The following is a 12,746-nucleotide window of genomic DNA, read 5'->3' as shown; positions in this document are numbered from 1 at the left end:
TCACATCCAGACTTAATTGGAAATAAAGAGGGTTCTGCTTTTTATTCACTTAACCAAGACAGGTCGCACAAACCTGTCTTGGTTAAACTTTATTAATTAGCAACGTATTCTCTTTACAAAGCATCAATAAAAGCAAGATAGTCGAGGGCGCTTTGTTCCACTCGTTGAGGGATGGCTCGATGTTCTGCTCCATAAAAGGCAAAGAAAGATCGGTAATCGGCCCGTACATATTCAAACGTTATCTCAAACGGGGCGACTAACTGTTCCAGTGTATATTTATACCTTCCGGCAGGATGATAGTCTTCCGCCTCAATACCTGCCGTAATGCCCATGGCCAGCTTCTTCCCTTGTAATTTATAACTACTACCTTTGCCGTATGCCCATCCATGAGTTAACACTTCGTCTAACCATTTCTTAAAAAGGGGTGGACAGTTGAACCAATAAAACGGAAATTGGAATACGATTTTATCATAGGCCTCCACTAACTGCTGCTCATTTATAATATCCAGTTTTTCATCCGGATAGACCTGGTGTAAGTCATGCACAACATACCGATCGGGATACTTTGCTAATTCTTCCAACCAGCGTTTGTTGATAACCGAATTTTTAAGATCAGAATGAATTACGATTATTAATGTTTTCATATCGCTTGTATATCTTTCACACAAAAATAGCGTGGTAACTATCGATTTGGTATATTAGCATCCCATTGTTTGGTACCAACAAAAATGTAAGTATGACGAAAATAAAGGAAAGCTCAACTAATTTCGAAAATAAACAAGCACTAAGCTCCGAATGCATGGAAGTATATGCAGCAAACCTTATTGGTGGGCAATGGACATTAGCGATATGCTGCTATCTAATTAATGGAAAACTACGCTTCGGTGAGCTAAAAAAGAAACTTCCGAACATTACCGAGCGTATGTTGACTTTACAACTACGAAAGCTGGAAGAAAATAAGTTGGTGAAACGTACCGTCTACGCGGAGGTCCCGCCTCGTGTTGAATATGAATTAACCGAAAGCGGACAGCGGTTGAAGCCAATACTTGGAATGTTAGAAAAATGGGGAAAAGAACACCAGCTGTTGATGGCGACTGATTAAAGATTTTATTTATTTTTAATTATTCTAAATAAGATGCTATCTTTGGCAAAAATAAAGGCCATACAGTTCGCACCTGTATAGCCTCCTAACATTTTGTCAGGTAACTTTTAACACTTAGTCAATATTAAAAGCAATGCAAATTAAGAAAATTTTGCTAATGGGAAGCTTATGCCTCCTGTTTTTCTCAACCTATTCCCAACAAAAAAAGGCACCTTCCATTTCGGGAAAAATCATGGATGAACACGGGGCTCCTGTTGTAGGCGCCTCCATTCAAATCACTAATGGTCCAGCTGCACATACCGACGGACAGGGTATTTACCTGCTTCAACGAGTAGCAAATGGAAAACATCGTTTAATTGTATCGGTAGTTGGTTTCAAAAAGGCAGAAAAAACAATACAACTTAATAATAGCGATCTAGTTGTCGATTTTAGCTTAACTCCAGACATTAATCAAATGGAAGAAGTTACGGTAATCGGTCGCACCTCCAATCAAGAGATCAATCGACAGGCCTACAATGTGACATCTTTGGATGCTAGCAAATTACACAATACTACGTTAGATTTATCTCATGCATTGGATCGGGTATCCGGTGTGCGTGTACGGGAAAACGGCGGCGTAGGATCGACCTTTAATTTTTCACTTAACGGCTTCACCGGAAGACAAGTAAAGTTTTTTATTGATGGCATACCGATGGATAATTTCGGGTCGTCCTTTCAGATAAACAATATCCCGATCAACCTTGCTGAACGCGTGGAAGTTTATAAAGGGGTCGTGCCTGTTTGGTTGGGATCTGATGCTTTAGGAGGAGCCGTAAACATCGTGACCGACAACAGTAAGCAGAACTACCTAGACGCCTCCTATTCGTATGGCTCTTTCAATACGCATCGATCTGCCGTTAATTTGGCATATACGTCACCTAAAGGTTTTACTTTTCGCTTAAATGCATTTCAGAACTATTCAGATAACGACTACAAAGTAACCGTGACCGAAACGGATTTGTATACCCAACAAATTTACCAAAACATTAAAGTAAGACGTTTTCATGATAATTATCACAATGAGACAGTCATTGCCAATGCAGGTGTGGAAAACAAGTCATTCGCTGATCAATTATTATTAGGCGTGACGCTAGGTAAAAACTTCTCCGAAGTGCAGACGGGAGCCCGCATGGAAAGTGTTTTCGGTGCTTGGCATCGGCGAGGAAACATTGTAATGCCAAGCGTTAAATACATAAAAAAGGATCTGTTTCTTAAAGGTTTGGATTTACGAATTACCGGAAATATTAATCTCGGAGAAGAACAGAACATCGATACGGCATATCGTCGTTATAACTGGTTTGGGCAGTTTAAAGAATACCCTGGGGAGGGCAGCGAAAGGCAACGGTCCATGTATAAATATAAAAACAACAATGGGATCGTAACGGCGAATCTAGCCTACAGACTGAACGAGCAACATTCTTTCAACCTAAACAATGTAGTAACCACCTTTAATCGCAAAGGCTCGGATGAATTATTTCCGGAAGATGAGAATTATGATCAACCACGGAAGACACGAAAGAATGTACTTGGCTTTGGGTATCGGTTTGCTGCTAACGAAAAATGGAATACTTCTGTATTTGCTAAGCACTTTTACCAACGTACTGATTATTCTCAGAGTTATAAGCCAAGTGGTGGTTGGGGAGATGTGGCCTATAATCAATTGAGCAACAGTATCAATAAAATAGGATATGGCATTGCCAGCACCTATTTTATTCTTCCAAATCTACAATTGAAGGCGTCTTACGAACGCAGTTATCGACTACCTGAAGCAGAAGAGTTATTCGGTGATTTACTGAATTTAGAGGGTAATATTGACTTGAAACCCGAGAAAAGTGATAATTTCAACGTTGGTTTCAGCTACCAAACGCATATCAACCAAGTTCATCGTTTTAGTTTCGACGGAAATCTACTTTATCGCAATGCGAAAGATTTTATCAGACCACGTTTAAATCCGAACGAAACGAAGCAACTCTTAGGAAACCTGGCAGATGTCACCAATTTGGGCGTTGATGGTGAAGTACGTTATTCATTTAAGAATATTTTTACGGCGGGCGTAAATATGACTTATCAGAATTTACGCAATAATACAAAATATGAAGACGGATACACCATGGAAAGTCCGCTATACCGTGATAGAATTCCCAATATGCCTTATCTTTTTGGCAATGGCGACGCCTCCTTATTCTTTAATAATGTGGGAAAACAAGGCAATACGCTTAGTTTAGGGTATAATATCCTTTATGTACACGCTTATTATTTATCCTGGCCAAGCCAGGGGGATACCCAGACAAAACGTGATATTCCGCGGCAATGGAATCAGGATGTAAATGTAACCTACACCTTAGCGAATGGAAAATATAATATCGGTTTAGAATGCAAAAACATCGTTAACAACCGATTATACGACAACTTCTCGCTACAGAAACCAGGCCGGGCCTTCTATGTTAAACTGCGTTATTTTATTAATAAATATTAAAACTGATCAAACGATGAAAACACGCTATAAATCTTTACTTTTCTTTTTTGCTGCCTTGCAATTGGCGGCATGTGATGAACCGCTCGAATATTTTAATGTAAATGACGGGGACGATGTGCTGACAGGCAAGTCTAAATATGTCGTGACTGCTACCCCGGTAGGCACGCAAGGCGTCGCTGATTACCTATTGCTGGCGGATGATTTAGAGAACGGCATGATAACCACGCAGGGAAATGGTATAGAGCAGGATGGGTCGTATCGTTATTATGTAACTCATCGAAACCGATTTTTTAGCTTGTTATACGGACAAGGGAATCCAGGTGCCGTAACAACGTACCGCCTCGACTCATTGGGCAAATTAGTTAAGGTCTCCGACTTTAAATCGGAAACCGTACAGGTTTTTGCACCGGCACAAAACGACATTCTCCTCATGAAAGTGCCTCGATCCGGTAATGAATTTTCGCAAATGTATCGCGTAGATGCCAGACAATATCGTGTAGTTGGTGAAGAGCAGGTAAACATTGTTCAACTGGCTGGAAATGGCGAACGGGCACATTTTACCTGGGCAACCCAAGTTGGTAATAAAATATACGCGCCGTATATGAGTATCAAGGGTTGTTGCGGTGATGCTTTCGGAACAGCTTTTCCCGACAGTAGTTGGGTAGCCGTATTGTCTTACCCGGAGTTAAAGGTGGAAAAAGTTATCCGAGATAATCGCACCAGCTACATTGGCGATTACTTTCTAAATGGTTTGGTTGAAACCGAGTTAGGTGAGGTGTATGCGTTTTCCCCTGCCGCTGCTACAAACAATTCGCAGCTTACAACAACGAATCCTTCCGCGATTGTACGAATTAACCGTACCACGGAAGAGTTCGACCAAAATTACTTTTTCAATGTGGAGGAAGTTTCAGGTGGCTACCACATTGCCGCTTGGACCTATTTAGGCGAAAATAAATTCATACTTACCCTATATGCCGAACCCAATAGCACAGACGGACAAGCCAGAAAATTTGCCATTGCAGATGTCAGCAATAAATCCTTTAAATGGGTTACAGGGACACCGGAAGACATTACCAGTGTAACTACCATTAACAATTTTGTCCCTTTAGACGGTATACGGGGTTATATTGGCATTACTACAGCGAGTGAAGGCAGCTTCGTATATGTGTTTGACGCAAATCTGGCAACGGCTAAAAAAGGTTTAAAAGTAGAGGGCGGAACCATTACGGCAATTCATAAGCTTAACTATTAAAAGGGCTAAAACGTCATCTTCTTTCATATCATCCCGCGGTTGCTAGCTTGCGGAATGGGGTTGAAAAACATAGTGCCTGCCTACCTTTAGCAGACAGGCACTATGATCGAAATGAACGGTTCGATGGTACCTTTAGACACCGCTAATCATTATTTTCCCAAGAAATCTTGGAGGAAGCATACATGAGCATGGCTATTACAATAAATAAGCCAATGCTCCCCACCAACAAAGCCATTTCCTGCAGTTGAATTATAACATATATGAAAATATAAAAAACCGCAAGAATACCGGTTAACAGCATAGCAGATTTCCCCTTTTTAAGAATAGTGGAAATAAAAGAACCAATTAATATAATAGTAGCCAAAGAGGCAATGATATAGGCCCATGTAAAACCAAGCTGCTCGCTAAAAGATAAAAGCAATGTATAATAAACCACCATCGCCAAGCCAATCAACACATATTGCACAATATTCACAAAGCTTTTTGTTATAAACTCGGTAAATAGCAGCGATACAAACGTAAGCAGAATAATTAACATGGCATATTTTGCAGAACGCATGTTTTTCTGATACTGGTCTACCGGTAACAGGAAATTTACCCCACAGCTATTTCCGGATTCAGCGTCGCTTAAGCGAGCGCCATCATTATCCACCCATTGCTGAGGGAAAGGACGATTAAAATGAGGAATGTTCCATTGGGAAGCAAAAGAAGAGTCAGAAATATTCCGTGTTTCGGGCAAATAGCTACCGATAAAGCTAGGGTCTTTCCATTTCCCGGTTAATTCAAAATGGGTATTCTTTCCAATAGGTGTTAAAGAAAACCCTTCGCTTCCTCTAAGCTGGAGTTCAAAGCTAAAAGAACGTTGGGTACTTCTCTTTTTACTTAAATCGATAGCGCTGGCGAGACTATTTTTGAAGACACGTACATCAGAAAAGCTGGGTTCCATTGCAACCGTTGTATCGCCCAAATTAATCTTTGGAATCTCTTTAAGCCCTTTAACATCTCGTACATTTACCAGAAGCTGGGCTTTATCCCATAATAAATGTTGCGGATCAATACCTAATTTTTTTAAGTCCAATTCTTCAAAGTCGCCTTTAATCGATACTTTCGCATTATAAACGACCGCGTCAAATATTCCGCGATGTAGAAGCTGCGGTAGAGCGTCTGCGTGGACGTGGAGATTATTAGGCATTAGAAATACATGTTGTTTAACTTCTTCAATAGTAATATTGCCTTTATCATCTTTAATCCGTTGAAATGCCGTATATGGTATAACCAAAATAGGACCGATTACATTTTGGTTACCTGACCAGCTTTTTGCTATTTCGTCCATGACTTCCTTCTGCCTCCCTTGCCGTTCACGGATAAGATCAGTTACCCATGAAGAAGGGATAAGTAATAGCAAACTGAGAAAACCAACCATTGCTAATTTTGCTGTTGCAGACCTCCTTAACCAAGTTAGTAAGCCATTTTTTTCTTTTTGATTTTCCATTTTTTTAGATTAAAAGTACTTTGTGTTTCAAAGTGAATAGATAAAAAAATTATTTTTGTTGTTTAATAAGCTTTTCCAGTGATTCCAGATGCTTTTTAAAGGCTTCTATCCCTTTTTGCGTTGCCTCATAACGAGTATTGGGTTTGCGCCCAATAAAGCTTTTATTAACGGATATGTATTCTTCCTTTTCCAACGCCTTTAAATGCGAAGCAAGATTACCATCTGTTACTTCTAATAAGTCTTTGAGCGAACTAAAGTCGTAACTTTCATTTGCTGCTAATACGCTCATGATCTGCAAGCGTATACGACTTTCAAATGCTTTATTAAATTGTTCTAACACTATTCTGCCCTATCGTATTTAGCATACATTACCGAACCATAAATTATATGAAGGACCCCAAAGCCACCTGCCCAGAATAATAACCCATATCCAGGCATCATTGCTGCAAAAAGACCTAAAATCACTTGCAGTATACCCAACCATTTCACATCGTTAAATGTATAATGGCTACCGGAAATCAATGCCAAGCCGTAGAAAATAAGACAAGCTGGCGCGATCACTCCGAAATAGCCTCGATATAATAAAATCAGAATTAATAGCCCCCCCGTTAATAAAGGTATGCCTGCGTTGAGCAATAAGGCCTTACTTGCCGTATTCCAGATCTTCTGATGACGTTGTTGCGCTTTTCGTGCGCTCAATACGACCGCGGTGGTAATTGACAGTATGAGTACCAAGACGGCGACTACCACAAGCTTGCTAATAGTTTCCTGATCGTGTAGGGAATAATTGTCATAAGTCATGCCGTTATCGGTCCGATAAACTAATCGGTATCCGATATATGCACCGATAAGCGCGTAAATGCCCGCTAGCACACCGGATAAACCATGGAGCGATATAAATTTGGCAGAACGTTCCATTAAGCTGCGGATGGAGCTTAATTCCGCCATCAGGTCTTTTTCCTTCATAAAAGTACTTTGAATTACAAAGTTACAAAAGTCTTTGAAATATCCAATATAAATAAGCATTAATTAGCAGAGATTTTGCTTTACTACACGTTATGGTGTTGTATTAAAATACATCCCACTTGGACGCACCCAAGTCCCCGGCATTATTAGCAAGGTTAAATTTCTCTACTATCTATTAACGTATCGTCTGCCCGTTTACTTTCACATCGATTAAGGAAAGATCTTGAACCAAGCCCTTGTTATAGCTCGCATTCTTCGCTGTGATATTGAGATGTTCAAAGGTAAACTTTGATAATTTATCGTATTCATTTACGTCTATATCAAAAAAGACCTCACAAGTCAAATTTATATTCCGTAAGGTAATATTTTCCGAATATGACAGCGGTACATCCTTTCTACCTTGCAGATCGAAGAACTGCGTCCAAGGCTTTACATAAATCAGACTATAAGCATTTCCCTTTATATTCTCCACTGTCACAAATTCGTATTTTTGCGGTGTATCCGGTCGCATTTTCAACCATAACAGTCTTTTAGCATCGTTCACGCTGCAATTCCGCATCAGGATATTTTTATTGTGAATAGCTTCACTTCCACAAGTTAAAGCAGCGTGGCAAAAACCGAATTCGCAATCTTCAATAAGGATATTGTAGTTTCCGCCATTACCGGGATCGCGATCAGCCCAAGGCCCCTTCCCTCCTTTCAGCGCAATGGCATCATCGTTAACCGACAAATAACACCCTTTGACTAGCACATTGGTGCAAACATCTAAATCAATGGCATCCGTACTTGGTGCTTTGACCGGCGCATGCGGAGAAGTAATACGTACATTTAAAATTTTAACATTATGGCATTGATAATAATGGCTGCTCCAAAAACCGGCGTTTCTCAGTTTGACATCTTGTACCTGCACATCATTGCACTTCCAAATAAATACCAATCTAGGCCGTGAAACTTCTAAATTAGTACATTTTGGATTTTCTTCCCTTCTTTTCCAAAATGCTTCCCAATACCTAAGTCCATTCCCATCAATCACCCCATTTCCGGATATAGTAAAGCCGTTTACTCCATAAGCGTTGATCAACGCTGCGAAATAATCGAGGTTTTGTCCTTCCATTCTTGAGGGAATCTTAGGGTAATCGGCAATATTATCAGAGCCTTTTAAAACAGCACGATCAGCAACATACAGATGGGTTTTAGGCTTAAAGAACAAAGCACCGCTCATGAACGTTCCTTTAGGGACTATAATAACACCGCCACCGTTTTCTGCTGCTCGATCTATCACCTGCTGAATAGCTTTCGTTTGTACAATCGTGCTATCCGCAGAAACACCAAAATCTGTGATCACATAGGGCTTTCCCAACTTTTCTAACGGAACCTTGGAAGTATCAGAAAACCATTTAGGAATTTTTGTTCCATCAGGAAAGAGATTCCCTTCTGTATCTTGGGCCAAAGCGATAAAGGGAGCTAATAAAAATAAAACGAACGAAAGGCTTTTATAAATTGGGGAAAGGCTTATATCCATATGCATTCTCTTGATTAGTTGCCACAAAGGTAGGCTAAATTTATAGAAACGACTATTTTTGATGTCTATTTAACATTTATTAAAGCACTTTTTCTAGTCTATCGCAAAAAACATATTCATGCATAGCAGTCAAAAAATGTGTTCAATAACTTTCAGTGAAAGAAGGATACAAAGAAGAGAACGATAAATAATAATAAGTGGGAAATACAGGGCTCGAACCTGTGACCCCTGCCTTGTCGAGGCAGTGCTCTGAACCAACTGAGCTAATTTCCCTGAATGTGCCACAAAAATAATTTATTTACTGATGATACCAAATCATTTTGTACAATAATGAAGAAAATAGCCCATTCAACCTTTAAATAAAATCGTGTATCGAAGAATAGTTTGGCGTCCATCCCAATAACTGTCTAGCTTTATCGGAACTGCATCTACTATTTGATCCTAACGCGAAGTAAGCGCCTTCTGATCCAAAGTGGGATACAGCTTCATCTATACTAATAGAACTCAGCTGCCCCTCCCTACCTATTCTCTTACTAATAGAAAGCGCAATATCTCGCAATGAGGACTCTCCATTTTCTGCATAGAAGTAAGAGCCTGCTTTTGCTTTTTCAAGCACTTTCAGATAAAGTTCTGCCAAATCCTCAATATGTACATTAGACCAAATATTCTCGCCACTTTCAATGTGAACGCCGGCACCTCTTTCTTTTGATAACTTTAGCAACATGGGGATCTGTATACTTTCTTTCTTTAGCCCCAACCCCTCTCCATAGATCATAGTTGGTACAATCACAATACTACGAATTCTTTGTTGTGCCGATTTAATAATATGATTGTTGATAATTACGCGATGTACCTTTTCAAAGCGCGCATCCAACGGAATATCTTCTGTGTATATGAAGTTACTTTTTTCTCCATTTTCCTTATTTCCCAATATACTGGATCCAGAAGTATGGATAAATGTTTTATCCGTTCCTTTAAGCGCCTGTAAAAAAGTATCGATGACATAAGGATCATCAGCATCGGCAGCATGGATAATTGCATCTGCTTTTTTACTCTCTTCTCTTAACAGCGGTGCATCTTGTAGCGTGCCCAATACGGGATTTATGCCAAGCTCTTTTAGCTTCTCTGTGTCGCTTTCCTTTCTTACCAACCCCGAAACCTTATATCCCTTATCTACTAATAACTTAGCTATTGATCCTCCAATATAGCCTGTAGCACCTGTAATAAATATTTTCTTTATTGACATAATAACTTTATTAATACAAACAAATTTACTGCGAAACGTTCTATCAATATAATTAGTTAACTAATAGAATTGTATTATAAATTTTATACCGAAATGTAGGTTAAGTAAACAAGTTGGTTGTCGGATATGATCAACAGACGATAGTAAAGTGCTTTCCCCCTGACTTTGAAAGCACGGCGCCATTCCTTTTTCCTTTTTTATCAGCTTGACCTCCAAAATGATAGCATATTGATAAAAAAAATGTTTGGATTTGGTATTCAGAAAATTTGAAATAATAATTTTTTGTATTAGGTTTGCAATCCCAAAAGGGAGGTGAGGTGCCTGAGAGGCCGAAAGGAACAGTTTGCTAAACTGTCGTACTGGAAACGGTACCGCGGGTTCGAATCCCGCCCTCACCGCCAAACAATAGCAAACCCGATGAAGTCGGGTTTTTGTGTTTAATGGCTATTACCAAGTTTGCTTGCGAGCGACTTATTCAACTTCTCTAGTCTTTTTCACATCGTAATCTACCCGCACATGGTAAATACTCATCAGCATTCGCTTAAATATGGCTCGAATGGCCTCTACCTCCTGTAGCGTTATATTACTGTTTCGCAACTGTCCTTGCGCTAATTTACCATCAATAATTTTATCGACCAAGTTACTTATATTTTCTGCATCAGGCTCCTTAATACTCCGGGAAGCCGCCTCTACCGAATCAGCCATCATTAAAACGGCAGTTTCTTTTGAAAAAGGAATGGGCCCGGGGTAACGGAAAACTTGCTCGTCAACGATTTTATCAGGATGCGCTTTAATAAAAGCATTATAGAAATAATCGGTACGGGTAGTTCCATGATGTGTCCGAATGAAGCTAATGATCGACTCCGGCAGTTGGTGTTTATGCGCCATATCGATGCCCTTACTTACGTGTGAAATAATGATCTGAGCACTTTGCTCAAAGGTTAGCCCATCGTGGGGATTATATCCCTTTGTCTGATTTTCAATGAAATATTGCGGATTTTGCATTTTACCTATGTCGTGATAGAGGGCACCTGCTCTTACCAACAAGGCGTTTCCGCCAATTTTATAAATGGCCGCTTCGGCTAAATTGGCAACTTGTAATGAATGTTGAAAAGTACCCGGTGCCTTATAGGATAATTCACGCAATAGGGAAGAATTGGTATTGGTGAGCTCCATAAGGGTTACGTCCGATGTGATACCAAATAGTCGCTCAAATGCATAAATAAGCGGATACGCTAACAAGGTCAAGCCAACGCTGACAATAAATGGAACAAACGAAGCATAACCTACATCTTCGATCGAACCATCCCGGATTAAGATTATACCAAGATACGCTACAAAATAGGTAAGCAAAATAATCACCGATGAAATCAGAAATTGCTCTCTTTTAATCAATGTCTTAATGCTATATATACTTACCATCCCGGCAGTTACTTGTAAAAAGGCAAATTCAAAACTGTTAGGCACAAAGAAACCCGATACCAACACCATGAGAAGATGAATATTGAGCGCCAAACGCGTGTCAAATAAAATGCGAACGATGATCGGCACGATGCAGAACGGAATGTAGTATAAACTTGACAGCTTTAATTTAAGGGACCATGATAAAACGATCAACATTCCGGTAACCACCAATAAAATTAAGGACAATAGACGATTATTGGAAAATACGTCAATCCTAAAGAGATAAAGAAAAACCATTAACAAGGTGACAACCAATCCTACTACTAGAAATTGCCCGATCACCACCACATTTCTATCCCCACCTATCTTTGCTTCTTCTTCATAAGCCATTCGCAACGATTCGACCTTCTGAAAAACTTCGTTATTCACCATACTGCCGTTTGCTACTATCAACTCTCCGCGTTGAACCATCCCCCGAGTAGTAGATATATTATTAATAGCCTCGGCAATCAGTTTATCCGTAAGACGCTCATTGTAAACGTAATTGGGCTGTATATAATCGCTTACTAAGCTTTTTAACCAATCTTTTTCAGTTATACTGCTTTTAGAATCGATGATACTGTTGGCATAGGCTAAGGCAGTTTCTCTGGTATATACTTCCGCTGTGTTCTTTTTTTCCGTTATATTATTCGTTACCAGATTAAAATTATAATGCTCTCCTTTTGTTTGGAACTTTTTAGTCAGTCCAATAACTCCACGATCATAAATATGTGCTAAAATTTGCGTGACTGTTTGACTATAGAGCCCCATCTCCCGATCTTCCTGCCCACTTCCCTTCCACTTTCCTTCAAATTCAGCTAAAAAGCGTTCAGTCTCCTCCCCCTTGGTTTCTGTATGGTTATCGTAAACGGGATATACAGATTCAAGCACTTGTTCTCGATCTGCCCTTATCTCGTTCGGCGTTTTAAGGATGGCAAAATTATAGGGTGCGATTAAATCTTCGTGCATCCATATTTTACCCTTTTCGTACTCAAACCTAAACCGCGGTTGTTTTGGTAAAAATATGCAGATAACGATGACGCTGAGCACCATCATCCCATATTTAAAAACGGCCGGATTATTTGAATATACAGATGGAGTCCTTCTATTTTTTGACACTTTTTTGATTTGATTTCTTTAAAACCTAATACAAACTTATAGAAAATTGTTTTATATAGGGCGTTGCCCATAAAATTTTGCGCGCCAAA

At 39.6% G+C, this 12,746-nt stretch carries 10 protein-coding genes and 2 tRNA genes; 4 read left to right on the top strand and 8 right to left on the bottom strand.

The window, feature by feature from the left end:
• Window positions 1-113: 113 nt before the first annotated feature.
• Window positions 114-644 (bottom strand): NAD(P)H-dependent oxidoreductase, encoded by a 531-nt coding sequence (locus E0E36_RS17100; protein ID WP_013665762.1) that lies wholly within the window; start codon window positions 642-644, stop codon window positions 114-116.
• Between the two features lie 92 nt (window positions 645-736).
• Between E0E36_RS17100 and E0E36_RS17095 the strand changes: the two genes are divergently transcribed.
• The 3 genes from E0E36_RS17095 to E0E36_RS17085 all read left to right on the top strand — a co-directional run bounded on the left by E0E36_RS17095 (window position 737) and on the right by E0E36_RS17085 (window position 4,869).
• The gene (locus tag E0E36_RS17095; RefSeq protein WP_013665761.1) at window positions 737-1,102 is read left to right on the top strand and encodes a winged helix-turn-helix transcriptional regulator; all 366 of its coding nucleotides are present in this window, start codon (window positions 737-739) and stop codon (window positions 1,100-1,102) included.
• A gap of 133 nt (window positions 1,103-1,235) precedes the next feature.
• Window positions 1,236-3,617, top strand: a complete 2,382-nt coding sequence (locus E0E36_RS17090) for a TonB-dependent receptor (protein WP_130856985.1) — start codon at window positions 1,236-1,238, stop codon at window positions 3,615-3,617.
• Between the two features lie 13 nt (window positions 3,618-3,630).
• Window positions 3,631-4,869, top strand: a complete 1,239-nt coding sequence (locus tag E0E36_RS17085; protein ID WP_130856984.1) for a DUF4374 domain-containing protein — start codon at window positions 3,631-3,633, stop codon at window positions 4,867-4,869.
• A 142-nt stretch (window positions 4,870-5,011) separates the two neighbouring features.
• On the opposite strand, the gene creD is transcribed toward E0E36_RS17085, so the two are convergent.
• The 6 genes from creD to E0E36_RS17055 form a co-directional block, all read right to left on the bottom strand.
• Window positions 5,012-6,361 (bottom strand): cell envelope integrity protein CreD, encoded by a 1,350-nt coding sequence (gene creD, locus E0E36_RS17080; protein ID WP_013665758.1) that lies wholly within the window; start codon window positions 6,359-6,361, stop codon window positions 5,012-5,014.
• 49 nt (window positions 6,362-6,410) lie between these two features.
• Window positions 6,411-6,701 (bottom strand): winged helix-turn-helix domain-containing protein, encoded by a 291-nt coding sequence (locus E0E36_RS17075; protein ID WP_130856982.1) that lies wholly within the window; start codon window positions 6,699-6,701, stop codon window positions 6,411-6,413.
• Window positions 6,701-7,327: a hypothetical protein gene (locus E0E36_RS17070; protein ID WP_242627281.1), complete on the bottom strand. Its 627-nt coding sequence runs from the start codon at window positions 7,325-7,327 to the stop codon at window positions 6,701-6,703. Before E0E36_RS17070 ends, E0E36_RS17075 begins: the two co-directional genes overlap by 1 nt.
• Before the next feature lie 175 nt (window positions 7,328-7,502).
• Window positions 7,503-8,849, bottom strand: a complete 1,347-nt coding sequence (locus tag E0E36_RS17065) for a rhamnogalacturonidase (protein WP_242627279.1) — start codon at window positions 8,847-8,849, stop codon at window positions 7,503-7,505.
• Window positions 8,850-9,047: 198 nt separating this feature from the next.
• Window positions 9,048-9,122 (bottom strand) — tRNA-Val (locus E0E36_RS17060).
• An 82-nt stretch (window positions 9,123-9,204) separates the two neighbouring features.
• Entirely contained in the window at window positions 9,205-10,095 is an 891-nt protein-coding gene (locus E0E36_RS17055) for an NAD-dependent epimerase/dehydratase family protein (protein ID WP_130856977.1), read from the bottom strand.
• 311 nt (window positions 10,096-10,406) lie between these two features.
• Here E0E36_RS17055 and E0E36_RS17050 point away from each other — a divergent pair.
• A tRNA-Ser gene (locus E0E36_RS17050) sits at window positions 10,407-10,496 on the top strand.
• Window positions 10,497-10,566: 70 nt separating this feature from the next.
• Here the strand turns inward: E0E36_RS17050 and E0E36_RS17045 are convergent.
• The gene (locus E0E36_RS17045) at window positions 10,567-12,657 is read right to left on the bottom strand and encodes an HD family phosphohydrolase (protein ID WP_130856975.1); all 2,091 of its coding nucleotides are present in this window, start codon (window positions 12,655-12,657) and stop codon (window positions 10,567-10,569) included.
• Window positions 12,658-12,746: the final 89 nt, after the last annotated feature.

Source organism: Olivibacter jilunii, assembly GCF_900607235.1.
GTDB classification, from domain to species: Bacteria; Bacteroidota; Bacteroidia; order Sphingobacteriales; family Sphingobacteriaceae; genus Olivibacter; species Olivibacter oleidegradans.
Note: the sequence above shows the minus strand (reverse complement) of the source record. Positions and strands in the feature narration are given on the sequence as shown.

Coding starts and splice junctions, on each gene's coding strand:
- E0E36_RS17065 (WP_242627279.1), bottom strand. CDS start 8,849: ATGGATATAAGCCTTTCCCCAATTTATAAAAGCCTTTCGTTCGTTTTA.
- E0E36_RS17095 (WP_013665761.1), top strand. CDS start 737: ATGACGAAAATAAAGGAAAGCTCAACTAATTTCGAAAATAAACAAGCA.
- E0E36_RS17085 (WP_130856984.1), top strand. CDS start 3,631: ATGAAAACACGCTATAAATCTTTACTTTTCTTTTTTGCTGCCTTGCAA.
- E0E36_RS17070 (WP_242627281.1), bottom strand. CDS start 7,327: ATGAAGGAAAAAGACCTGATGGCGGAATTAAGCTCCATCCGCAGCTTA.
- creD (WP_013665758.1), bottom strand. CDS start 6,361: ATGGAAAATCAAAAAGAAAAAAATGGCTTACTAACTTGGTTAAGGAGG.
- E0E36_RS17055 (WP_130856977.1), bottom strand. CDS start 10,095: ATGTCAATAAAGAAAATATTTATTACAGGTGCTACAGGCTATATTGGA.
- E0E36_RS17100 (WP_013665762.1), bottom strand. CDS start 644: ATGAAAACATTAATAATCGTAATTCATTCTGATCTTAAAAATTCGGTT.
- E0E36_RS17090 (WP_130856985.1), top strand. CDS start 1,236: ATGCAAATTAAGAAAATTTTGCTAATGGGAAGCTTATGCCTCCTGTTT.